At 56.7% G+C, this 22,114-nt stretch carries 19 protein-coding genes; 7 read left to right on the top strand and 12 right to left on the bottom strand.

What is annotated here, in order from left to right; all coding sequences use genetic code 11:
* Positions 1 to 215: 215 nt before the first annotated feature.
* Together ACG2K1_RS06490 and ACG2K1_RS06485 are read left to right on the top strand one after the other, a co-directional pair.
* Complete coding sequence (locus ACG2K1_RS06490; protein ID WP_395428536.1) at positions 216 to 2,303, top strand: carbon starvation CstA family protein; 2,088 nt, start codon at positions 216 to 218, stop codon at positions 2,301 to 2,303.
* A 7-nt stretch (positions 2,304 to 2,310) separates the two neighbouring features.
* Positions 2,311 to 2,505: a YbdD/YjiX family protein gene (locus ACG2K1_RS06485; RefSeq protein WP_036496363.1), complete on the top strand. Its 195-nt coding sequence runs from the start codon at positions 2,311 to 2,313 to the stop codon at positions 2,503 to 2,505.
* A gap of 200 nt (positions 2,506 to 2,705) precedes the next feature.
* Here ACG2K1_RS06485 and purE read toward each other — a convergent pair whose 3' ends face one another.
* The 4 genes from purE to ACG2K1_RS06465 all read right to left on the bottom strand — a co-directional run bounded on the left by purE (position 2,706) and on the right by ACG2K1_RS06465 (position 5,121).
* Positions 2,706 to 3,194 carry a 5-(carboxyamino)imidazole ribonucleotide mutase gene (gene purE / locus ACG2K1_RS06480; RefSeq protein ID WP_395428535.1) on the bottom strand — a complete coding sequence of 163 codons (489 nt, stop codon included), beginning with the start codon at positions 3,192 to 3,194 and terminating at the stop codon, positions 2,706 to 2,708.
* Positions 3,195 to 3,569: 375 nt separating this feature from the next.
* Positions 3,570 to 4,217 (bottom strand): hypothetical protein, encoded by a 648-nt coding sequence (locus ACG2K1_RS06475; protein ID WP_395428534.1) that lies wholly within the window; start codon positions 4,215 to 4,217, stop codon positions 3,570 to 3,572.
* Positions 4,218 to 4,235: 18 nt separating this feature from the next.
* Complete coding sequence (locus ACG2K1_RS06470) at positions 4,236 to 4,922, bottom strand: class I SAM-dependent methyltransferase (protein ID WP_395428533.1); 687 nt, start codon at positions 4,920 to 4,922, stop codon at positions 4,236 to 4,238.
* 10 nt (positions 4,923 to 4,932) lie between these two features.
* The gene (locus ACG2K1_RS06465; RefSeq protein ID WP_036496359.1) at positions 4,933 to 5,121 is read right to left on the bottom strand and encodes a DUF3460 family protein; all 189 of its coding nucleotides are present in this window, start codon (positions 5,119 to 5,121) and stop codon (positions 4,933 to 4,935) included.
* Positions 5,122 to 5,269: 148 nt separating this feature from the next.
* Between ACG2K1_RS06465 and ACG2K1_RS06460 the strand changes: the two genes are divergently transcribed.
* Positions 5,270 to 6,865 (top strand): YdgA family protein, encoded by a 1,596-nt coding sequence (locus tag ACG2K1_RS06460; RefSeq protein ID WP_094030956.1) that lies wholly within the window; start codon positions 5,270 to 5,272, stop codon positions 6,863 to 6,865.
* A gap of 215 nt (positions 6,866 to 7,080) precedes the next feature.
* Here ACG2K1_RS06460 and pip read toward each other — a convergent pair whose 3' ends face one another.
* The gene (gene pip / locus ACG2K1_RS06455; protein WP_395428532.1) at positions 7,081 to 8,013 is read right to left on the bottom strand and encodes a prolyl aminopeptidase; all 933 of its coding nucleotides are present in this window, start codon (positions 8,011 to 8,013) and stop codon (positions 7,081 to 7,083) included.
* A gap of 76 nt (positions 8,014 to 8,089) precedes the next feature.
* Positions 8,090 to 8,926 (bottom strand): pantoate--beta-alanine ligase, encoded by an 837-nt coding sequence (gene panC / locus ACG2K1_RS06450; protein ID WP_395428531.1) that lies wholly within the window; start codon positions 8,924 to 8,926, stop codon positions 8,090 to 8,092.
* On the opposite strand from panC, the gene ACG2K1_RS06445 reads away from it, so the two are divergent.
* From ACG2K1_RS06445 to ACG2K1_RS06430, 4 genes are all read left to right on the top strand, one after another.
* Positions 8,921 to 9,094 (top strand): hypothetical protein, encoded by a 174-nt coding sequence (locus ACG2K1_RS06445; RefSeq protein WP_395428530.1) that lies wholly within the window; start codon positions 8,921 to 8,923, stop codon positions 9,092 to 9,094. The genes panC and ACG2K1_RS06445 overlap by 6 nt on opposite strands.
* A gap of 66 nt (positions 9,095 to 9,160) precedes the next feature.
* On the top strand, positions 9,161 to 11,959 hold the full coding sequence (gene polA / locus ACG2K1_RS06440; RefSeq protein ID WP_395428529.1) for a DNA polymerase I: 2,799 nt from the start codon (positions 9,161 to 9,163) through the stop codon (positions 11,957 to 11,959).
* 72 nt (positions 11,960 to 12,031) lie between these two features.
* On the top strand, positions 12,032 to 14,668 hold the full coding sequence (locus ACG2K1_RS06435) for a tol-pal system YbgF family protein (protein ID WP_402835573.1): 2,637 nt from the start codon (positions 12,032 to 12,034) through the stop codon (positions 14,666 to 14,668).
* Between the two features lie 136 nt (positions 14,669 to 14,804).
* On the top strand, positions 14,805 to 16,286 hold the full coding sequence (locus ACG2K1_RS06430; protein ID WP_395428527.1) for a S41 family peptidase: 1,482 nt from the start codon (positions 14,805 to 14,807) through the stop codon (positions 16,284 to 16,286).
* A 312-nt stretch (positions 16,287 to 16,598) separates the two neighbouring features.
* On the opposite strand, the gene ACG2K1_RS06425 is transcribed toward ACG2K1_RS06430, so the two are convergent.
* The 6 genes from ACG2K1_RS06425 to ygiD all read right to left on the bottom strand — a co-directional run bounded on the left by ACG2K1_RS06425 (position 16,599) and on the right by ygiD (position 21,947).
* Complete coding sequence (locus tag ACG2K1_RS06425) at positions 16,599 to 16,913, bottom strand: hypothetical protein (protein ID WP_395428526.1); 315 nt, start codon at positions 16,911 to 16,913, stop codon at positions 16,599 to 16,601.
* Positions 16,906 to 17,790 carry a hypothetical protein gene (locus ACG2K1_RS06420; RefSeq protein ID WP_395429621.1) on the bottom strand — a complete coding sequence of 295 codons (885 nt, stop codon included), beginning with the start codon at positions 17,788 to 17,790 and terminating at the stop codon, positions 16,906 to 16,908. The genes ACG2K1_RS06425 and ACG2K1_RS06420 overlap by 8 nt, the downstream gene beginning before the upstream one ends.
* A 211-nt stretch (positions 17,791 to 18,001) precedes the next feature.
* A complete protein-coding gene (locus tag ACG2K1_RS06415; RefSeq protein ID WP_402835569.1) occupies positions 18,002 to 18,196 on the bottom strand; it encodes a hypothetical protein in 195 nt (64 codons plus the stop codon).
* Positions 18,197 to 18,445: 249 nt separating this feature from the next.
* Positions 18,446 to 19,078 carry an NAD(P)H-binding protein gene (locus ACG2K1_RS06410; RefSeq protein WP_395429534.1) on the bottom strand — a complete coding sequence of 211 codons (633 nt, stop codon included), beginning with the start codon at positions 19,076 to 19,078 and terminating at the stop codon, positions 18,446 to 18,448.
* A 14-nt stretch (positions 19,079 to 19,092) separates the two neighbouring features.
* A complete protein-coding gene (gene hutW / locus ACG2K1_RS06405; RefSeq protein ID WP_395429535.1) occupies positions 19,093 to 20,916 on the bottom strand; it encodes a heme anaerobic degradation radical SAM methyltransferase ChuW/HutW in 1,824 nt (607 codons plus the stop codon).
* 233 nt (positions 20,917 to 21,149) lie between these two features.
* Positions 21,150 to 21,947 carry a 4,5-DOPA dioxygenase extradiol gene (ygiD, locus tag ACG2K1_RS06400; protein ID WP_009425603.1) on the bottom strand — a complete coding sequence of 266 codons (798 nt, stop codon included), beginning with the start codon at positions 21,945 to 21,947 and terminating at the stop codon, positions 21,150 to 21,152.
* Positions 21,948 to 22,114 lie beyond the last annotated feature (167 nt).

Here is a 22,114-nt window from a genome sequence, read left to right as displayed (position 1 = left end):
ATTTCACGTTTTCAGACGGCCTCTTTGCTGCGCCGCGTGGAGTGCGGCCGTGTTAAATCCGCCGCGTGTTTTGCTGCTTTGTGTTAAGCTTTCGGGCGGGCTTGCACACTTTCATCATCATGTTTTATGCCATAGAGCGTCGGCCTTTGCTGTCTTTTGCCGGTGCAAACATTCGGGCCCTGTTTAGTTAACCGTTGATTTTTAAGGATGGAACCATGAAATCACTAAAAACCTTTCTGATTTGGGGCATCGTGGTCTTGGTCGGCTTGGCCTCGTTTACCACGCTTGCCCTCAGCAGGGGCGAGCAGGTCAGCGCGATATGGATGGTTACGGCCGCCGTGTCGGTGTACTGCATCGCCTACCGTTTTTACAGCCTCTACATCGCCAACCGTGTGATGCAGCTCGACCCCAACCGCCTCACGCCCGCCGAGCGGCACAACGACGGCTTGGACTATGTGCCCACGCATAAGGGCGTATTGTTCGGCCACCATTTTGCCGCGATTGCTGGCGCAGGCCCGTTGGTCGGCCCCGTGTTGGCCGCGCAGATGGGCTATCTGCCCGGCACGCTGTGGATTATCTTCGGCGTGGTGTTTGCCGGTGCGGTACAGGACATGATGGTGCTGTTTGTGTCGATGCGCCGCGACGGTAAGTCTTTGGGCGATATTGTGAAACAGGAATTGGGCACTGTGCCCGGCGTGATTGCCTCCATCGGCATTCTGATGATTATGGTAATCATCATGGCCGTGCTCGCGCTGATTGTGGTGAAAGCGCTGGTACACAGCCCGTGGGGCACGTTTACCATCGCCGCCACCATGCCGATCGCGCTCTTTATGGGCATTTACACGCGCTATATCCGTCCGGGCAAAATCGGCGAGATTTCCATCGTCGGCTTTATCCTGCTGATGCTGGCGGTGGTGTACGGCGAAGACGTGGCGCACAGCTCTTTCGGCCATATTTTCGACCTCGACGGTATCCAGCTCACTTGGGCGATTATGATTTACGGCTTTGTCGCCTCGGTATTGCCGGTGTGGCTGCTGCTCACCCCGCGCGATTATCTCTCCACTTTCCTGAAAATCGGCACCATTGTTGCGCTGGCGATCGGCATTGTGATTGTGAACCCCGCACTGCAAATGCCTGCGGTAACGCACTTTATCGACGGCTCGGGTCCCGTGTTCTCCGGCCATCTGTTCCCGTTCTTGTTCATCACCATCGCCTGCGGCGCGGTATCCGGTTTCCACGCGCTGATTTCTTCGGGCACAACCCCGAAAATGCTGGAAAACGAAACCCATGTGCGCATGATCGGCTATGGCGGCATGCTGATGGAGAGCTTTGTGGCGATTATGGCACTGGCCGCCGCCGCTTCGCTTGACCCGGGCGTGTATTTCGCCATGAACAGCCCCGCCGCGTTAATCGGCACCGATGCCGCCAACGCCGCGCAGGTGATTACCAACCAGCTCCACTTCCCCGTGGATGCCGCCACCCTGCTGCACACCGCCAAAGAAGTCGGAGAAAACACCATCCTCTCCCGCGCGGGCGGTGCGCCGACCCTCGCCGTGGGCATGGCGCACATCATGAGCCGCCTGATTCCGGGCGAAGCCATGATGGCGTTCTGGTACCACTTCGCCCTCTTGTTTGAAGCCCTGTTCATTCTTACCGCCGTCGATGCCGGCACGCGCGTCGCCCGCTTTATGATTCAAGACTTGGGCAGCATTTTCTTCAAACCCTTCGGCAACACCGACTCCATCCCCGCCAACCTTGTCGCCACCTTTATCGCCGTTGCACTGTGGGGCTACTTCCTCTACACCGGCGTAACCGACCCGCTGGGCGGCATCAACTCGCTGTGGCCGCTGTTCGGCATCGCCAACCAGATGCTCGCGGGCGTCGCGCTGATTATGTGTACTGTCGTCCTCATCAAAATGAAGCGCGACCGCTATGTGTGGGTAACGCTTGTGCCCGCGTTCGGCGTATTGTTCGTAACCTGCTGGGCAGGCCTGCAGAAACTGTTTGACGCAAGCCCGCGCGTGAGCTTCCTTGCCCACGCCGCCAAGTATCAGGCCGCATTGGACAAAGGCGAAGTGCTCGCTCCCGCCAAAGACCTCGGCGAAATGTCGCAGGTGATTCTGAACGACTACGTGAACTCCGGCCTCACCGCCCTGTTCCTCGGCGTGGTCGTCGTCGTCGCCCTCTACGGCCTGCGCACCGCCCTCAAAGCCCGCAAAGTCGGCTGGCCGACTGCCAAAGAAATTCCGGCGGTGTACCGCGACGGCACCCAGCCTGCGGAGGCGCAGAGTGAAGCATCATAAAGCCGCGATAAAACGCAAACTCGCCGCGTTTTGGAAAACCGCCAAGCTCACGGCCAACCTGATGGCGGGCGTGCCGGATTATGAAAACTACGTGGCACAACAGCGCAGACACAATCCCAACGCCCCCGTGATGAGCGAACAGCAGTTCCAAGACTACTGCCGCAAACGCCGCTGCGGCGCAAACGGCGGACGGTGCTGCTAGATACGGCTTGGCTTGATGAAACAAAAGGCCGTCTGAAAACCTGCAATCCGGTTTTCAGACGGCCTTTTCAGCGGCAGCATGTGGGCGCACGCATCCAGTCGGGTGCAAAGAAAGAGGCCGTCTGAAAAGCATTCAGACGGCCTCTTGTTGCGACAGGCCGATGCGTTTTGGTTTCCTTAAAGCCGCCGCTTTCAGACGGTCTAACCGGCCTCAGGCAGCTCCATCGCCAGCACGGTCTGCTTTTGCGTTTCGCGGAACTGCGCGAGTTTTTCCGCCAGCACGGGATCGTGGTTGGCGAGCAGGGAAACGGCAAACAGCGCCGCGTTGGCCGCCCCCGCTTCGCCGATGGCAAAGGTGGCGACGGGGATGCCCTTGGGCATCTGCACGATGGAGAGCAGCGAGTCTTCGCCGCGCAGGTATTTGCTCGGTACGGGCACGCCGAGCACGGGCACGGTGGTTTTCGCGGCCACCATACCGGGGAGGTGCGCCGCGCCGCCTGCGCCTGCGATGATGGCTTGGATGCCGCGTTCGCGGGCGGTTTGGGCGTATTCGAACATCAGGTCGGGGGTGCGGTGGGCGGAAACGACGCGGGTTTCGCAGGCGATGCCGAACTCTTGCAGCACGCGGGCGGCGTGTTCCATAACGGGCCAGTCGCTGTTGCTGCCCATGATGATGCCGATTTTGGCCATGTTTTTGCCTTTCTGTTGGGGTTGGGAAACGGTTTGCAGACGGAGGTTTTCGCGTCGTTGAGGTTTCTGAAAAGGGAATGTGCTGCACCTGTGTTCTGACGGATTGTCCTGCCTGTGCTGTGTCCGTATATCGGAAACCGCGTGCTTCGCGGAAAAATGATTTTTCAGACGGCCTTCAAGCATCGGCTCCGGGTATGTGTTGCGGGCATTCGGTGGTTTGCGGATGGCAAAGCCCGACGCAGGCTGACGGGACATCGGCGGCTACGTGTGTTTGCGCGATACCGTTGCGTAGCGGTGGGATACGTTTTCAGACGGCCTTTGGCAAGCGGATTGAAGAAGGGTGCTTGGTTAGGAGGTTTCCGAAAAAAGGTGTTTTCAGTATTTGTCGGCGTGCTGCGCGGCTTTTTTGGCGGCGGCGCTGGCGGGGTAGAGGCGCATCAGTTTGCGCCAGGTGTCGCGGGCGACGTCGCGCTGCTGGATGTTCCACTGGCACTGGCCGACGGCAAACAGGGTGTCGGCGGCTTCGGGGCTATTGCGGAAACGCGAGACGTAGCGGTTGCCGATGTTGATAACCGACTGGCAGTTGCCGAGTTTTTGGTGGCTTTGCAGCAGCAGGTGCATGCCCTGGCGGTCGGCGGGGCTGCCGCTGCCGCCGCTTTCGGACGCTTGCAGCAGGCGGGCGGCGGCGGCGTAGTTGCCGCTGCGGTATTGTTTGCGGGCGGCGGCAAGCGGGTCGGGCGCAGGAAGTGCGGCGGCAGGCGGCGCGGCTTCGGAGCTGCGGACGGGCGCGACACGGCGGCTGGGGTGTTCGAGCCGTTTGATGCGCGTTTGCAGGGCTTCGATTTGGCCGTTGAGGCGGGCGATTTCCGTGCCGAGGCTGTCGATCTGGCTTTGCAGGTCGGGCACAGGGTAGGGGACGGCGGTTTCTGCGGATGCGGTTTCGGCAGCGGGCGTATTGCCGTTTTGGGGTGCGGCGGCGCAGGCGGTAAGCAGGAGGATGGCGGCAGGGAAGGGGAGTTTCATATGTCGTGCGGCGTTTTTTCAGACGGCCTCGGGGTGCGGGCGTTTGATCAGCAGGGTGAGGCCGTCGCCCAGGGGCAGGGTGAGGGGTTCGATGCGGGCATCGTGCGGCAGGGCGGAGTTGAAGGCACGGATGACGGGCAGGGCGGGCGGGTCGTCTTCCCGCGCCTGTTCGGTAACACGGCCGCCGAGCAGGAGGTTGTCGATGGCGATGATGCCGCCGGGACGCACGAGGCGCAGGCAGCGTTCGTAGTAATGCGGGGTGGGGGCTTTGTCGGCGTCGATAAAGGCAATATCGTAGCTGTCGGCGCGTCCGGCGGCGAGGAGTTCGTCGAGGGTGAAGATGGCCGGTTGCAGGTGCAGGCTGATTTTGTGCGCCACGCCCGCGTCCTGCCAGGCTTGGCGGGCGTATTCGGTGTAGGCGGCGTTGATGTCGCAGGCGGTGACGCGGCCGTGTTCGGGTAGGGCGAGGGCGACGGCGGTGCTGCTGTAACCGGTGAAAACGCCGATTTCCAAATAGTTTTCCGCGCCTGTGAGTCGTGCGAGCCAAGCCAAAACGGCCGCCTGCTCGGGAGCGACGGCCATTTTGCCCATGCGGTGTTGCGCGGTGCGTTCGCGCAGACGGGTGAGGGCGGGGTGTTCGGCGGGGTTGATGCCGCGCAGATAGGCGAGAAGCCCGGGCGTGGCGGCGGTGGCGCGGATGCTCATGCGGCGGAGGTTAGTCGTAGGAATAGTAGGTGTAGGGTTTTTTCGCCACTTTGGCGGCGGCAAATTCCTTTTCTTCTTCGGGATTGAGTTCGACATCCCACAAGAGGCCGCGGTTTTTCAGACGGCGTTCGGCTTCTTCGGGGTGTTTTTCTATGTATTCGTTGAGGAATTTGGTGGCGTCGGATTGGTAGTCGTACATGGTTCTGCTCCTGTTTGCAAGGCCGCCATTATAGCGGATACGGGCGGCGGAAAAAGGCTTTTTTCGCGCCGCAAAAGGCCGTCTGAAAAGACAAAGCGGGCAAATGGTGCTATGCTTGCCGCCTTTGAATTTCAGGCATTGCGTCACGATGAAGAAAAAACTGGTTGCGGGTTTGGCGGGTCTCGCCGCTGCGGCCGCCGCAGTGGTCGGCGGGCTGCCCTATTATTTCGGCAAACAGGCCGAAACGGTGCTGGACGGGCAATACCGCCTGCTGCAGGAAAGCAGTTTCGTCACGGTCGAATCGCGCACTTACGATCGCGGCTGGTTTTCCTCCACCGAAACGCTGCAGGTGCGCCTCAAACCGACGTTGCTCAACAATGCCGCTGCCTATCTGCCCGACAACCTGAAAACCGTGCTTTCCGAACCGGTTACCGTCGTCAACCATATCCGACACGCCCCATTTGCCGGCGGTTTGGCCGCTGCGAAAGTGGAGAGCGAATTTCGCTACCGCGCCGAATCGGAAAAAGTGCTGAAACGCTTTTTCGGCGACAAAACCCCCGTTTCCCTAACCAACACCATCGGTTTTGGCGGCTCAGGCCGTCTGAACCTCAGCATCCCCGCTTTCGATTACGACGAACTCTCCGGCATCGCCCTCAACTGGAAAGGCCTCGAAGGGCAGACCGACTACACCGCAGGCTGGCAAAACTACAAAAGCGGCTACACCGCCCCCGGCCTGCACGTCAAACTGGCCGACAAAGGCGACATCGTGCTGGAAAACCTGCACATCGGCAGCGACACCTACGACAGCCCGAGCAAACTCGCCGTCGGCAGCAGCAGCTTCAAACTCGACCGCCTAGCCTTGCAATGGCAGGAAGGCTTGGACTACAACATCAAGCTCAACGAGCTGGTCAATCTCGTCACCGATTTGCAGATCGGTGCTTTCATCAACCCCACCGGCACCGTCCCCCCGTCCAAAATTACCGTAGAAAACCTGCGCTTCGACACCACCATGAACGAAGAGGGCGGCTGGGCAAGCAGCGAAGGCCGCTTCCGCTTCGACAAACTCGCCTACGGCAACGACACCTACGGCCCGCTCGACATCAACGTTGCCGCCGAACATCTCGAAGCCGCCTCGCTGCTGGCCGTCAAACGCAAGCTGGCCGAAATCGCCTCGAAAAACATGAGCGAAGACGACATCCGCGCCGCCCTGCTGCACACCGCCCGCAACGAAGCCTCCGGCCTCTTCACAGGAAACCCCGTCATCAAAGTCCGCACCTTCGACTTCTCCCTGCCGCAGGGCAAAATCCACGCCGACGGCCAAATCGCCTTCAACGGCCTCACGCGCGGCGATTTGGACGACTTTGCCGCCATGCTGAAAAAAACGCAGGCCGAATTCCGTTTCAACGTGCCCGAGCCGCTTTTGGAAAACATGGCCGTCAGCCAGGCGCGCAGCCTGTTTACCGTCAATCCCGAAGACGAAGCGGAAGGCACAGCAGCCGTCGACGACATCGACGAAACCCTGCGCCTGATGGTGCAGAGCACCGTGCGCAACATGGCCGGACAAGGCTTCCTCACCCTCGACGACGACGGCAACATCGCCACCCGCATCGAAATCGCCCAAGGCCGCATGAAGCTCAATGGCAAAGTGTTTGAAGTCGAACCCGAATTCGACGACCTGGCCGACGGAGACGATGCCGAAACGCAAACCGGATCCGAGCCCGAACCGGCCGGATCCGGCGGATAAAACACCCGGTATCAGAAAAGCAGGCTGCGCAGCCTGCTTTTCTGTTGCCTCAATCGGATAAAAAGGCCGTCTGAAAACGCTGTCCGTGCGTTTCAGACGGCCTTTTCGCATTCAGACGGCCTCAAATCCGAGGCCGTCTGAATACGAAGCTCCAAACGAAGTTAAAGTCCGCATTCAGACGGCCTTCTGCCTGTCGCCCGCAACGCTTGCTCGGTTCAGGCCAAGCGTTTGGCGAATTCGTCGGTTGCCTCCACCAGTGCGGCGGAAAGGGCGGGTTCGGATGCGGCGTGACCGCCTTGGATAATGCGCAAATCGGCTTCGGGCAGTGCCTGTTTCAAGTCCCACGCGCTGCGGGTGGGGGTGCACAAATCGTAGCGTCCCTGCACGATAACGGTGGGGATGTGGCGGATTTTGTGTGCGTTTTCCAGCAGGCCGCGCCCGTCGCCGAACCAGCCGAGGTGGACGAAATAATGGTTTTCCAAGCGGGCGATGGCCAGCGATTTTTCCGCGTCTTCGTCGCTCTCCTGCGGCTCGAAGCAGACGAGGTAGTTTTCCCAGTCGGCCCAGGCTTTGGCGGCGGCCAGGGCGGTGGCGCGGTCGGGCGAGTTGAGCAGGGCGTGGTAGCTCTGCACCAGTTCGCCGTGTTTTTCCGGCGGCACTTGCGCGAGGTAGCGCTGCCATTGCGCGGGATAAACCATGCTGACGCCGCCTGCTTCGTTGAGCCAGTCAATTTCGAGCTGGCGGCAGAGGAAGATGCCGCGCAGTATCAGGCCGCGCACGCGTTCGGGATGGGTTTCGGCATAGGCCAGCGACAGGGTGCTGCCCCACGAGCCGCCGAACACCAGCCAGCTTTCGATGCCGAGCATTTCGCGCACTTTTTCGATGTCGGCCACCAAATCCCAAGTGGTGTTTTCGCGCGTTTCGGCATAGGGCAGCGAGCGGCCGCAGCCGCGCTGGTCGATGATGATAACGCGGTATTTTTCGGGGTTGAAAAAGCCGCGCGATTGCGGCGACGCGCCCGCGCCGGGGCCGCCGTGCAGGAAGATAACGGGGATGCCGTCTGGATTGCCGCTTTCTTCCCAGTAGATTTGGTGCAGTGCGGACACTTGCAGCAGACCGCTGCGACGGGGTTCTTGAATCGGATACATAGTCGGTTTTCCTTTGTCTTGTGGTTGTCGGGCAGGTGTTGAGGCCGTCTGAAACGTTTCAGACGGCCTCAAAGGCTTAAAGCAAATCCACTTCGATATTGTCAATCAAACGGGTCTGCCCCAAACGCGCGGCAGCGAGGACAACGAGTTGTTTGTCGCCGGCGTGGGCGGTTTCCAGCGAAGCGGCGCGGCGGATTTCGACGTAATCCACCGTCCAGCCTGCTGCTTCCAGCTCGCGCACGGCGGCGGCTTCCAAATCGGCGTAGGCCAGATTGCCGCCTTTGAGCGCGTCGGCAATGCCGTTCAACACGCGGTAGAGGCGCGGGGCTTCGGCGCGTTCGGTTTCATTTAAATACTGGTTGCGGCTGGAGAGCGCGAGGCCGTCTGAAGCGCGGCCGGTATCGACGGGCACGATTTCGATGTTGAAGTTTAAGTCTTCGGTCAGGCCTTTGATAATAGCAAGCTGCTGGTAGTCTTTTTTGCCGAAACAGGCAACATCGGGGGCAACAATGTTAAACAGCTTGGACACTACGGTTGCCACGCCGCGAAAATGCCCGGGGCGGAAGCGGCCGCAAAGCTCGTTTTGCAGGTGCGGCGGCTCGACGTTGTAACGCTGCTCCACATGGGGATACAGCTCTTTTTCATCGGGCGCAAACACCACGGCCACGCCTTCGCCCGCCAGTTTGTCCGCATCCTGCTGCAAGGTGCGCGGATAGCGGTCGAAATCCTCGCCCTGGCCGAATTGCAGGCGGTTGACGAAAATGCTCACGACAACATGGTCGGCGCGCTTTTTTGCCTCACGCACCAAAGCCAGATGGCCTTCGTGCAGGTTGCCCATCGTGGGCACAAAGGCCACGCGGCCGACGTTTTTGCGCCATTGGCGCAGCTCTTGAACGGTGTGGATGATTTGCATGTTTTTTCCTCGGCAAACGGTTTTCAGACGGCCTCGAAGCGCCGCGTCAAAGGCGCGGATTATACGCCGCCACAGAGGCCGTCTGAAACCCCGCTTCGGATTTCAGACGGCCTCTATATAGCGGACGGGCTTGCTCCCTGCGGCGCGAAACGGCAAAAGGCCGTCTGAACAATTTCAGACGGCCTTTTGCCTATATAATCCGCCCCTTTCCAACTTTTCAGACGGCCTCATCCCATGTCTTCCAACACCCGCCCCACCCTTCTTCTCGTCGACGGCTCTTCCTATCTCTACCGCGCCTATCACGCGATGGCGCAGCTTACCGCGCCCGACGGCGCGCCCACAGGGGCGATGTACGGTGTATTGAACATGCTGCGGCGGCTGCGTGCGGATTATGTGCACGACTATTGCGCGGTGGTGTTTGACGCGAAAGGAAAAAATTTCCGTCATGAAATGTTTGCCGACTACAAGGCCACGCGCCCGCCGATGCCCGACGATTTGCGCCCGCAGGCCGAAGCGCTGCCCGATTTGGTGCGGCTGATGGGCTGGCCGGTGCTGGTGGTGCCGCAGGTGGAAGCGGATGATGTGATCGGCACGCTGGCGGCGCAGGGCGGCGCGGCGGGCTGGGACGTGGTGATTTCCACCGGCGACAAAGACATGGCGCAGCTGGTGAACGAGCGCGTTACGCTGGTGAACACGATGAGCGGCGAAACGCTGGACATTGACGGCGTAAAGGCCAAATTCGGCGTGCGCCCCGACCAAATCCGCGACTATCTCGCGCTGATGGGCGACAAAGTAGACAACGTGCCGGGCGTGGAAAAATGCGGGCCGAAAACGGCGGTGAAATGGCTCGAAGCCTATGAAACTTTGGCGGGCGTGATGGAACATGCGGGCGACATCAAGGGCAAAGTCGGCGAAAACCTGCAAGCCGCGCTCTCGCAACTGCCCTTGTCCTACGATTTGGTTACGATTAAAACCGATGTGGATTTGCACGCCGAGCTTTCAGACGGCCTCGAAAGCCTGCGCCGTACGCCGCCCAAATGGGCGCAGCTGGCGGAGGATTTCAAACGCTGGGGCTTCAAAACCTGGCTCAAAGAAGCCGAAAGCCGGATGCACGAAGCGGCAGACGGCGATTTGTTCGGCAGCGCCGATGTGGGCGAACGCGCCGCTTTGGCATTAGAGATGCCGTCTGAAAAGCAGCCTGAAAAAGCCGCCGCACCCGAAAAACTCGACTATCGGGCGGTTACTACCGAAACCGGGTTTGCCGCCCTGTTGGACAAATTATCCAAAGCCGAGCAAATCGGCATCGACACCGAAACCACCTCGCTCGATGCGATGAACGCGCAGCTCGTAGGCATCAGCATCGCCTTTGAAGCGGGCGAAGCTGTGTATATCCCGCTCGGCCACAGCCTTACCGCCGCGCCGCAGCAGCTTGATTTGCAAAACACATTAGGCCGTCTGAAACCCTATTTGGAAAACGGCAGCCTGAAAAAAATCGGCCAGAATTTGAAATACGACCAACACGTTTTCGCCAACTACGGCATTGCGTTACGCGGCATTGCGGGCGATGCCATGCTGGCTTCGTATATTGTCGAGAGCCATTTGGGGCACGGTTTGGACGAATTGTCCGAACGCTGGCTCGGCCTGCCCACGATTACTTACGAATCCTTGTGCGGCAAGGGCGCGAAGCAGATTTCTTTTGCCGATGTCGCCGTGGAGCAAGCCACCGAATACGCCGCGCAAGACGCCGATTTCGCCCTGCGCCTCGAAGCGCATTTGCGCGCGCAGATGGACGACAAACAGCTTGAAATGTATCTGAATCTGGAATTGCCCGTCGCCCAAGTATTGTTTGAAATGGAGCGCAACGGCGTGCACATCGACCGCGCCGAGCTCGCCGCGCAAAGCAGCGAATTGGGCGCGGCCTTACTGAAACTCGAAGAGCAGGCGTTTCAGACGGCCGGACAGCCGTTTAATCTCAATTCGCCCAAGCAGCTTCAAGAAATCCTGTTCGACAAAATGGGCATCCCCACCAAAGGGCTGAAAAAAACCGCATCCGGCGGCATCTCCACCAACGAAGCCGTGCTCGAACAGCTCGCGCCCGACTACCCCCTGCCCAAAATCATCTTGGAAAACCGCAGCCTGGCCAAACTCAAATCCACCTACACCGACAAGTTGCCCGAAATGATCAACCCGCGCACCGGCCGCGTGCACACCACCTATTCCCAAGCCGTCGCCATCACCGGCCGCCTTGCCAGCAGCAATCCCAACCTGCAAAACATCCCCATCCGCACAGCCGAAGGCCGCCGCGTGCGCCGCGCCTTTACCGCGCCCGCAGGCAGCCTGATTGTGTCGGCCGACTACTCGCAAATCGAGCTGCGCATCATGGCACATTTGTCGGGCGACAAAACCCTGATTGCCGCCTTCCAAAACGGCGAAGACGTACACCGCCGCACCGCCGCCGAAGTGTTCGGCATCGCGCCCGAAAACGTCAGCCCCGAGCAGCGCCGCTACGCCAAAACCATCAACTTCGGCCTGATTTACGGCATGGGCCAATACGGCCTCGCCAAATCGCTGGGCATCGACAACTTGTCCGCCAAAAACTTCATCGACCGCTACTTCGCCCACTATCCCGGCGTGGCCGAATACATGCAGCGCACCAAAGAGCAGGCCGCCCAACAAGGCTACGTAGAAACCCTGTTCGGCCGCCGCCTCTACCTGCCCGACATCCGCGCCAAAAACGCCAACGCCCGCGCCGGCGCCGAGCGCGCCGCCATCAACGCCCCCATGCAGGGCACCGCCTCCGACCTCATCAAACGCGCCATGATCGCCGTATCAAACCGCCTGCATTCAGACGGCCTACAAAGCAAACTGATTATGCAGGTGCACGACGAATTGGTGTTGGAAGTAGTCGAATCGGAATTGGAAACCGTGAAAACAATGCTGCCGCAAGTGATGGCCGAAGTGGCGCAAGGCCGTCTGAATGTACCGCTGCTGGCGGAAGTGGGGGTGGGTAGTAATTGGGATGATGCGCATTGATTCGGACAAACTGCCGTACAAAAATGCTTGAAATGAAAAGGCCGAGTAATAGCGATAAACAAAGGATAAGTGATGGAAGTTGATTTAATTAACCAAGCTATTGAACTCTTTAACTCTGAAAAATATGCCGAAGCTATTCAAAAGCTGGATGAGGCTTTAGAGACAGCAAACAATCCTCAACAACAAGCTGATGTCAATTTTTGGTTGGGGCGTTGTTATTTGGAGCAGGCTCTTCAAACTGGTAATACAGCCTTGTTTGATAAGGCTCGTCAGCACCATCAAGAACAATTGGCATTAGCTAAAAAATTAGACGGCGATACGGGTATTGAAGAACAAGCTAATGTCCAATTTTGGCTGGGTTATTGTTATTTTAATCAGGCGCTTCAAACCGGCAACGCAGCTTTGTTTGACGATGCCCGCAGGTATTTTCAAGAACGGTTGGAATGTACTAAGAAATTAAGTGGAGATAAGGGCGTTGAAGAACAGGCTAATGCCCAATTTTGGCTGGGTCGTTGTTATTTTGAGCAGGCGCTTCAAACCGGCAACACAGCTTTGTTTGACGATGCCCGCAGGTATTTTCAAGAACGGTTGGAATGTACTAAGAAATTAAGCGGAGATAAGGGCATTGAAAAACAGGCTAATACCCAATCTTGGCTGGGTCGTTGTTATTTTGAGCAGGCGCTTCAAACCGGCAACGCAGCTTTGTTTGACGATGCCCGCAGGTATTTTCAAGAATGGTTGGAATGTACTAAGAAATTAAGCGGAGATAAGGGCGTTGAAGAACAGGCTAATGCCCAATCTTGGCTGGGTCGTTGTTATTTTAAGCAGGCGCTTCAAATCGGCAACGCAGCTTTGTTTGACGATGCCCGCAGGTATTTTCAAGAATGGTTGGAATGTACTAAGAAATTAAGCGGAGATAAGGGCGTTGAAGAACAGGCTAATGCCCAATTGTGGCTGGGTTGTTGTTATTTTGAGCAGGCGCTTCAAATCGGCAACGCAGCTTTGTTTGACGATGCCCGCAGGTATTTTCAAGAATGGTTGGAATGTACTAAGAAATTAAGCGGAGATAAGGGCGTTGAAGAACAGGCTAATGCCCAATTGTGGCTGGGTTGTTGTTATTTTGAGCAGGCGCTTCAAACCGGCAACGCAGCTTTGTTTGACGATGCCCGCAGGTATTTTCAAGAATGGTTGGAATGTACTAAGAAATTAAGCGGAGATAAGGGCGTTGAAGAACAGGCTAATGCCCAATTTTGGCTGGGTCGTTGTTATTTTGAGCAGGCGCTTCAAACTGGCAACGCAGCTTTGTTTGACGATGCCCGCAGGTATTTTCAAGAATGGTTGGAATGTACTAAGAAATTAAGCGGAGATAAGGGCGTTGAAGAACAGGCTAATGCCCAATCTTGGCTGGGTTATTGTTATTTGAAACAGACTAAGCAAACTAAAGAAGGCATAGAGCAAAATTTGTCCGAAGCGGAAGAGCACTTTGGCAAAGTGTTCAAATTAGTTAAAAAAGCAACAGACAAGGCTTTTAAAAAACGAGCAATTGCGAAATTAAGGCGTGATTTCCGAGAACTTGATTTTGCAAAAGGCAAGTACGACAGCTACTTCAAATCCAAACAAAAACAGATTCAAAAATCAAAAACACTGTCTAAAAATAAAAAGATAAATGGCCGTCTGAAAGAAAATATCGCTGCGGTTTTGGCCGTACTGAGCATAGACCCGATTGAATTCGACCGGCCGCTGGCGCATTACACCAGCCCCACCGTATGCGAAAAATTATTGGGCATAGGGCAGAAAGAGTCCAAGCAGGAAAGCATCGCCGCCAGCAAAATGCGGATGAACAGCTCAGCCTATATGAACGACCCCTATGAAGGCAAAAGCCTGTATGACTTTTTGGGCATTCAGGAGCCGGATTTGGAAAACCTGTCAGAGTCCAGCCCCTACAATGCCTTTTTTGCCTGCTTTTCTTCGCGGGTAAACGATTTAAACCAGTTCCGCCTGTACGGCAAAGTCGGCAACGTCGAAGCTTCAGGCTGCTGCCTGGTGTTCAACAGGCGCGGTAATTGGATACGTGAGCCCGATATTGACGCTTCCTACCGGCGATTGAGCGAACAGGGCTTCATGGCGGGAAACGATATGGAAACGGCAGCCAAAGCCCAAAGGCCGTCTGAAAACCTGCCACTGTACCAAATCGCCTATATTTTCTACCGCGACGAATATACGCAGGATAAAGAATACGATGTGATGTTTGACAACCCAAATTTCGGCGTCCGCTTAAAGCCGATTAGCGATAACTCAAAATGGCATACAGTTAGAAAACGACAGCTCAAAAAAGCATTAAATGCTTTATGCAGATATTGGAAAAATGCCGATCGGAAAAAAGAAGAGTTCCAAGAAAACAAAGCCGCATTGGAATACATCCGCTATCTGTTTAAAGACCACGCATTCCGCGACGAAGAAGAATTCCGCCTGCTGCAAATCGAAGAAATCGGCTCGGACAAAGTGCAGTATTGCCCCGAGACCAACACCGCCTTTTTGGAATACGGCAATGTCTGTACCAGGCTGGACGAAGTGATTTTGGGCACCAATTACGAACGCACCGCCGACTGCCGGAAAGTGGAAGTGTTCCGCCACCTGCTCAAACGCAAACAGCCGCATATCAAAGTAAGACATTCGTCATTGCCGATTAACCCGCCGAACAAATCTTAAGCACCGGTAAGCCGCCTGAAAGCCGCCGCCCGTGCCCGCAAAAGTTTATAAAAGCGGTTGAAGCAGCGCGGCAAATCCAATAAAGTGCGCGTTTTTGCGCACGCAGGCGCGGCAACCGAACAGAGAACACACAGACATGGAAATCCCCACTTTGAAAAAAGTCGCACTCTACACACTGGGCGCCCTCAGCGGCGCGTTGCTCACCGTCAGCGTGCAGGGTTTGGCCGTCGACAAAAAACAGGAGGCGCTGCCCGTCCAGTCTATCCGCACCCTGGCCGAAGTATACAGCCAGATCAAAGCCAACTATTACGAAGACAAATCTGACGAATCCCTGCTCGAAGGCGCCATGAAAGGCATGGTAACCGGCCTCGATCCCCACTCCGAATACATGAACAAAAAAGACTATGCCGACCTGAAGGAAAACACCTCCGGCTCGTTCGGCGGCTTGGGCATGGAAGTGGGCTCGGAAGACGGCTTCGTCAAAATCATCTCCCCCATCGAAGACACGCCCGCCGAACGCGCGGGTATCAAAAGCGGCGACTACATCGTCAAAATCGACGGCGTTTCCACGCGCGGTATGACCGTGAGCGAAGCCGTGAAAAAAATGCGTGGCAAACCCGGCACCAACATCGAGCTGACCGTTTCCCGCAAAGACAGCAGCAAACCGCTGGTCTTCAAACTCACCCGCGCTATTATCAAAGTACAGAGCGTGCGCTCCAAACTGCTCGAACCCGGCTACGGCTATATCCGCATCACCCAGTTTCAGGAGCGCACCGTCGCCACCCTGAACGAAGCCGCACAAAAGCTCGCCAAAGAAAACAAAGCCCCGCTCAAAGGCCTGGTGCTCGATTTGCGCGACGATCCCGGCGGCCTGCTTAACGGCGCCGTCGGCGTTTCCGCCGCCTTCCTGCCCGACAACGCCAAAGTCGTCAGCACCAAAGGCCGCGACGGCAAAGAAGGCATGGTGCTCAAAGCGCAGCGCGAAGACTACATCCTCAGCCCCGGCAGCGATCCGCTCAAAAACCTGCCCGCCGAGCTGAAAAACATCCCGCTCACCGTCATCATCAATTCCGGTTCGGCCTCCGCCTCCGAAATCGTTGCCGGCGCCCTGCAAGACCACAAACGCGCTGTCATCGTTGGCACGCAGAGCTTTGGCAAAGGCTCGGTTCAAACCGTGATGCCTCTTTCCAACGGCAGCGCCGTCAAAATCACCACCTCGCTCTACTACACGCCCAACGACCGCTCGATACAGGCGCAGGGCATCGTTCCCGACGTAGAAGTGAAAGACAAAAACCGCACCTTTGAAAGCCGCGAAGCCGACCTGGCTGGACACATCGGCAACCCCTTGGGCGGAGAGGAAGTGAACGGCCGCGTCATCGAAGGCGAAGGAAAAGACGCCGCCGAACAGGCCGCCTCCGCGCCCGAAGACAAACGCAGCGAAAAACAGAAGCTCGAAGACGAAGCCGCCGCCCGCCGCAATCCCGACCCCGCCAAAGACGCCCAGCTCAAAGCCGCGCTCGATTTGGTGAAAGACCCGGCCAAATGGCAGGAGTCTTTGGGCGCCGCCGCGAAAAAACCGGTGAAGAAAGACAAGGACAAAAAAGAAGAAAACAACTGACGTCCGAGGGAGCAAACAGAAAGAGGCCGTCTGAAACCCTGATACAGGGTTTCAGACGGCCTCTTTCTACCGCCAAACTGCCGACGTATCGTATCGGCAAGCAAGCGTAGGGGGGCGGCACTCTGTGACGCACGCATTTTTGCCGTTTGAGAGGCCGTCTGAAATCTTCCAATGCCGTTTCGGCTTCGCCCAAGCTGCGCTTTCCGACGGCTTTGGGTTTTCAGACGGCCTTTGAGGTTGGGAAACCGCGTGCGTCGCTTAGGCGACACTCCCTACAATGCAGGCTATGCTGGCTTATGCAGGCTACGCTTGCTACGGCGTACGGGCTACGCTTGCTGAAAATCCGGTTGTGGTATTGGCAATATGCGCCACCATCTCCCAGTTTTTATCAAAGTCTTGTGCATCGGTTGGTGTGAATTTACTGTTATGGTCATTACCAGCCTGTAAACGCTTCTTGGTTATTAGATTATCAAAGGATAAATTCCCTATATTTGGGTTATCAACCGTAATTTCCCAATTTGGTATAGCATTTTTAAGATCATATAAAACTTCTGCTGCTAACTGTAATTTAGCAAACTCTAAAATAGTTGTAGGATTAGTATTAGCATTTTGTTGTTGATTAGTCATTTTTAGTCTCCGGTTTGAATGATGGTGAAAGTAAAACTCTTTTTACAAATGTACTAGTTCTCTGCTCATAGGAATTTTCATTAGGACGACATCTTTCCCCTCTGCCCCAAGGATTTGGATTTTGCTCAAATTTAGAATAGCCTAGTTCCGGCACAAAAACATACATCGTTTTTTCAGCCATCAGTGTGTTAGTTTTGGTATCGATAATCTTGATAGTTGTGCCCGCTATCCAATGTTTTCGGTTTTCCCAAGAAACATCATTCTCATAGGTAACGGCATAGCGGGCAGGATGAGGCGGGTTAATTTCTTGATTAAATGGCTTGTCGGACATATGCCAATCACCACTATAGCGGATGATAGACCCGTCTTTTTGTAATACATCAACATAATCATAATGGGCACGGGAAAAATATGGCAAAAAGCTGGCAACATACTCCTCTCGCTCGAATTCACTCTCCACCGCCGCATCCTCCCACATCTGGTCTTTCAGCGGGTTGTAGAAGCTGTCTTGATATTTCTCGTCATCCCCGCGCACTTTCAGCAGCAGGATGCCGTCCACATTGTCTGCGGTGCGGTAAATCTTCTCGCCGGCGTTTTGGCACAGCTGGTCGAAGCGGGCTTTGGCGGGATCGTAGCGTTTGCGCCATGCGGCTTCTTCCGCTTCGGCTTCCCGCCTCTCCTGCATTTTTTCTACCTGCCCTGCCGCATAAAGCAGCCCGGCTACAGCCAGCCCGGGCAGAAATATTAACTGCGGGTTTTTATTAAATAGTTTGGGGTTTATCTGATAACAGACAAAACTTACGGCTACGATCAGCAATATTATCCCGCCCCAATGAAACAGGTTATAGATGAAGAGAACATCGCGTGTGGTAATCATGAAGGATGGTGTCCTTTGCTTGTCTGGCCGGGTTTTGAATCGGTCTGCCTATAGGGCTACCTGAAAAGTTTTCGGCATGTGTGGGAGGGGCTTTCTGATTGCAGGCTTGGCTTTTAAGTTTTCGCTTCGCTGAAGTTTCTTAGTTTTCAGGTAGCCTTTCGGTAGGCACTTTTCCCTTCTTGAGGCCACCTGAAAACCTTTCCTTTGCTCTTTACCAATCTTCACCGCCTGTTTTCAGGCAGCCTCTTCCGCATCCGTACCCGTCAAACAAAAACACCGCTGTGCGCAGCATGAAGGCCATGCTGGCGGCAGCGGTGTTGCTGTTGGTGCGGCGGTACGGCGTGTTCGCGGGGGAATCCATTTGGGCTCCGGATCGGGTCGTATCGGTATCGTTTATGTGCGGCATGGTAGCCTGCGTGGGCGGCGGCTGGCAAGCAATTAATAATACTTGGGGCTGTACTAGGGGCTGTTGCTTGCGACCATGCGTTCCTTACTGTTTGAGAGGCCGTCTGAAACCGCAAACCCTGGTTTCAGACGGCCTCTGCTTTTGCCGCATGATCTGCCGCGGCCTTGGCAACTAGGTAAACGCAAACACGAAAAGGCCGTCTGAAACTTTGAATGCGGGTTTCAGACGGCCTTTTTATGCTGTTGCGGTTTAAGCGGTGACGGAATAGACGGTTTCAGACGGCCACGGTTCTGCCGCGATGACGGAGGCGACGGCGGCGGCGAGGCCGTTTCTGTCCATGTAGTCGCGCGGGATTTCTGTGAGACCGGTGTGCAGGGTGTGGCTGCCGCCTTTGTCGTCGCCGAGGCCGCAGGGGCGGAGGATGACCCATTGCAGGGAGCTTTGGCGCAGGTGGTTTTCGGCTTCGGTTTTGGCGCGGACGGCTTCGCCGAGGGCTTGTTTGAACATGTCGCTCATGCCTTCGTACTGGTCGCCGCAGCCCATGCTGGTGACGAGCAGGAAGCGGGCTTTGGGGGCGGCGGTGCGGGCGGCTTCGATGATGTGGATGTTGCCTGCGGCGTCGCTGCGTTGTCCGGCTTCGTTTTTGCCGCCGACGAAGCTGACGATGGTGTCGGGCTGTGTTCGGCGCACGGCTTCGAGGACGGCCGGGGCGTCGAGGGCGTCGGCGATGACGGTTTGGACGTTGTGTTGGGCGTAGAAGGGGTCGGCGGCCTGTTCGGGGCGGCGCAGGACGGCGGTGAGGCCGTCTGAAAAGCCGTTTTGGCGCAGGCGGGTGATGAGGGCGCGGCCGCTTTTGCCGTTTGCGCCGAATATCATGAGCATGTGGTTCTCCTTTTTTATGCGTTGGCGTTGAAGAGGGCGCGCATGGCTTGGATTTGGCGTTCGATGAGTTCGCCGTTTTGGTCGCGGCCGACGTAGATTTTGAACATGGCGCCGCCTGCGCGGTTGATGAAGTTGAGGGAGACGGTGCGTTTGCCCATGAAGGGGCGTTCGATGAGGTAGATGGCGGCGCAGTTTTCGTAGTAGATGTGGCCGTGGATGCCGCCGGGTTCGCTTTCTTTGAAGTTGTAGAAGCCGCGGCCGACGCTGCCGTCGGGCAGTTTGCCGGTGACTTCGGCGATGACGTCGGGGGTGTGGGCGATGAAGGTGACGGCTTCGTTCCAGGCGGCTATGGCCTGCATGATTTCGACGAAGCGGCCGCCGTCGGTTTGGTGCACGGTGCCGGCGGGCAGGCAGTTGATGATTTCCTCAAAAGTGCACTGGTGTTTGGCAGCCAGCATTTCGAGGATTTGGCCGGGGTTTTCGGCCAGGGTGTCGCGCAGGACGGTTTTTTGTTCTTCTGACAGGGGTTGCATGGATTGCTCCTTTTCTTCGGTTGCGGGAAGTGCAAGCATGAGCCTGCGGGTGAGGGTGGGCGACCAGTAGCGGCCGCTGGTGTTTAATTCGATGAGGCCGTCTGAATCGGGCGGGTTGGTGAGTCCCATTTCTTGCCATTGGCGCAGCAGGGCGGCGGCGCGGGGGTGGGCGGCGAACAGGCGGCTGTCGATGCGGCCGAGTTCGATGTCGTATTGCAGGCGGCCGAGGAGGTATTTGTTGTCGCTGTGGCGGCTCATGTGGCTGATGTTTTTTTGCCCGGCGGGGGTGGCGAGGTAGTTTTCGAGATCGCTTTGTACCTGATAGCTGTAGCCGCCGCCGTTGCCGCCCGCGCCCGAGCCGAAGGCGAGGCAGGGAATGTTGGATTTGACGAGGCTGTTGTAAAGGTTACGCTCGCCGCGTCCGGGGTAGGCGAAGTGGTTGTTGCTGATTTGCCGCCAGCCTTGCTTGTCCATGTAGTCGACGGTGTGGGCGTATTGCACGGCCTGGATGTCGAAACCGGCGGGGGCGGGAAACGCGCCTTTTTCTATCATGCGGTTGATGGGTAGGAAGGGGTAGCAGTTGAAGGCGTAGGTGTCGAGTCCGGCCAGCGGCAGGGCGGCGGCGGTGCGCAGGTCGTTTTGCCAGATTTCTTCCGTTTGGCCGGGCAGGCCGAAGATAAGGTCGGCCACCAAAACGGTTTTCAGACGGCCTAAGCGTTCGAGATAGGCCGCCGCTTCTTCGCCGCTGTGTTTGCGGCCGAGGCGGCGGCGGATGTGGGTGTCGAAGGTTTGTACGCCGATGGAGATGCGGGTGACGCCGGCGTCGATGGCGGCTTGGGCTTTGTCCAAATCAAAATGGCTCATGCGGCCTTCGAGGGTGAATTCGCAGTCGTCGGCCAGCGGCAGGTATTGGTAACAGGCGCGGATAAGGCGGACGAGGTCGTCGGTGAGCAGGGCGGTGGGCGTGCCGCCGCCGAAATAAACGGCGCGGATTTTGCCGTCGCCTTGGCGGATTTCGGCTTCTTGGGCGAGCTCTTCGATAACCTTGTCGGTGTAGCGTTGGCTTTGATCGTCTTTCCAAGCGTTGCGGTAGAAACCGCAGAAAACGCAGTGGTTGGCGCAGAAGGGGATGTGCAGATAGGCCAGCGCGTCTTCGTGTAAAACGGTTTGTGCCTGCTCGCGCCAAAGCTGCTGCCATTGGCCGTTCGGCACGGGCAGGCCGCCCCATATCGGCATCAGAGCCTGGCGTTCGGGAAAGGCGTCGGGCACGGCTTGGTCGGACCGGATTTTTATTACTTGATTCATATTATCATGATATATAATCTAATGGTAACCATTATTGTATAAAATGATATTATGAATTTTGATTTATATCAAGTTTTGTAAGCGTATGTTGGCAAGACGGAAACTGCGGTTTACTCAAATGATGTTGTGTGTATAGTCTATTGTTTTATCAGTAAAAAACATATGAATAAATTAGATTTCAAGCACAATCCTGCCTTATATACCTGTTTTCAGACGGCCTTAATATCCGCGCATCAACCCACTTTTACCGAAGTCATACTCAAAGACCCGCCGACCAGCGCGTCGTTGAACAGCTCCACCGGTTCGCCCTCATCGCGCAATGCCGCAGCATACAAGAGCGGCAGATAGTGTTCGGGCGTGGGTACGGACAACGCGGCGGCATCGCCGAGACGCAGATAATCGGTCAGCGTATCGTTGTCCCCCTGCATTACGGCTTGGTTGATGTGGTAGGCAAATTCAAACGCCCAAGCGTAACCCGTGCCGATTTGGTCGATGTGTTCGCGGCTCATCAGACGCAGGTTGTGGACGATGTTGCCGCTGCCTGCCACCAATACGCCTTCGTCGCGCAACGGCCGCAATTTGCGTGCCAGCTCAAAATGCTGCTGCGCGCCCAACCGGCTGTCGATGCTCAGTTGGACAACCGGAATATCGGCATCAGGATACAAATGCTTCATTACCGTCCACATTCCGTGATCAAAACCGCGCTCACGATTTTCGTGCACGTCCTCGTCCGACAGAAGTTCGCGCACCCGCGCAACCAATGCGCTGCTGCCTTGAGCGGGGTAATCCACCTGATACAGCTCGCTTGGAAAACCGTAAAAATCGTAAACCAGCCCCGGCCTCTCGGCCGCCGTTAGCTCCAATGACGCGCCGTACCAGTGCGCCGACACCATCAACACAGCCTTAGGCTTGGCAAAAGTCTGCGCGACGCGGGCAAAACCTTGGTTAAACGGATTGTCGCGCTTGAGTACGTTCATCGGATTGCCGTGGCCGAGAAACAGGGCAGGCATTTTGATTGGTTTGCTGTTCATGATGCTTTCTCTTTTTATGCGTGTGCAAAGGTACGGATTGTAGAAGCGCTGCAGAGACGGATAAAGACGGCTTTCGCAGAGGCTGCGTTAACCGGATGTTGATGATGCGCGTTTGGAGGCCGTTCCTGCCTGCGCGGAAGCAATGTTTATAAGCTGAAGTTTCAACG

Source organism: Neisseria sp. 23W00296, assembly GCF_044772855.1.
Lineage (GTDB): Bacteria > Pseudomonadota > Gammaproteobacteria > Burkholderiales > Neisseriaceae > Neisseria.
This window is presented reverse-complemented; position numbering and strand designations above follow the sequence as displayed.

Excerpts from the sequence above, each read along its gene's own strand:
- ACG2K1_RS06490 (WP_395428536.1), top strand. The coding sequence starts at position 216 with ATGAAATCACTAAAAACCTTTCTGATTTGGGGCATCGTGGTCTTGGTC.
- purE (WP_395428535.1), bottom strand. The coding sequence starts at position 3,194 with ATGGCCAAAATCGGCATCATCATGGGCAGCAACAGCGACTGGCCCGTT.
- ACG2K1_RS06475 (WP_395428534.1), bottom strand. The coding sequence starts at position 4,217 with ATGAAACTCCCCTTCCCTGCCGCCATCCTCCTGCTTACCGCCTGCGCC.
- ACG2K1_RS06470 (WP_395428533.1), bottom strand. The coding sequence starts at position 4,922 with ATGAGCATCCGCGCCACCGCCGCCACGCCCGGGCTTCTCGCCTATCTG.
- ACG2K1_RS06465 (WP_036496359.1), bottom strand. The coding sequence starts at position 5,121 with ATGTACGACTACCAATCCGACGCCACCAAATTCCTCAACGAATACATA.
- ACG2K1_RS06460 (WP_094030956.1), top strand. The coding sequence starts at position 5,270 with ATGAAGAAAAAACTGGTTGCGGGTTTGGCGGGTCTCGCCGCTGCGGCC.
- pip (WP_395428532.1), bottom strand. The coding sequence starts at position 8,013 with ATGTATCCGATTCAAGAACCCCGTCGCAGCGGTCTGCTGCAAGTGTCC.
- panC (WP_395428531.1), bottom strand. The coding sequence starts at position 8,926 with ATGCAAATCATCCACACCGTTCAAGAGCTGCGCCAATGGCGCAAAAAC.
- polA (WP_395428529.1), top strand. The coding sequence starts at position 9,161 with ATGTCTTCCAACACCCGCCCCACCCTTCTTCTCGTCGACGGCTCTTCC.
- ACG2K1_RS06435 (WP_402835573.1), top strand. The coding sequence starts at position 12,032 with ATGGAAGTTGATTTAATTAACCAAGCTATTGAACTCTTTAACTCTGAA.
- ACG2K1_RS06430 (WP_395428527.1), top strand. The coding sequence starts at position 14,805 with ATGGAAATCCCCACTTTGAAAAAAGTCGCACTCTACACACTGGGCGCC.
- ACG2K1_RS06425 (WP_395428526.1), bottom strand. The coding sequence starts at position 16,913 with ATGACTAATCAACAACAAAATGCTAATACTAATCCTACAACTATTTTA.
- ACG2K1_RS06420 (WP_395429621.1), bottom strand. The coding sequence starts at position 17,790 with ATGATTACCACACGCGATGTTCTCTTCATCTATAACCTGTTTCATTGG.
- ACG2K1_RS06415 (WP_402835569.1), bottom strand. The coding sequence starts at position 18,196 with ATGCCGCACATAAACGATACCGATACGACCCGATCCGGAGCCCAAATG.
- ACG2K1_RS06410 (WP_395429534.1), bottom strand. The coding sequence starts at position 19,078 with ATGCTCATGATATTCGGCGCAAACGGCAAAAGCGGCCGCGCCCTCATC.
- hutW (WP_395429535.1), bottom strand. The coding sequence starts at position 20,916 with ATGAATCAAGTAATAAAAATCCGGTCCGACCAAGCCGTGCCCGACGCC.
- ygiD (WP_009425603.1), bottom strand. The coding sequence starts at position 21,947 with ATGAACAGCAAACCAATCAAAATGCCTGCCCTGTTTCTCGGCCACGGC.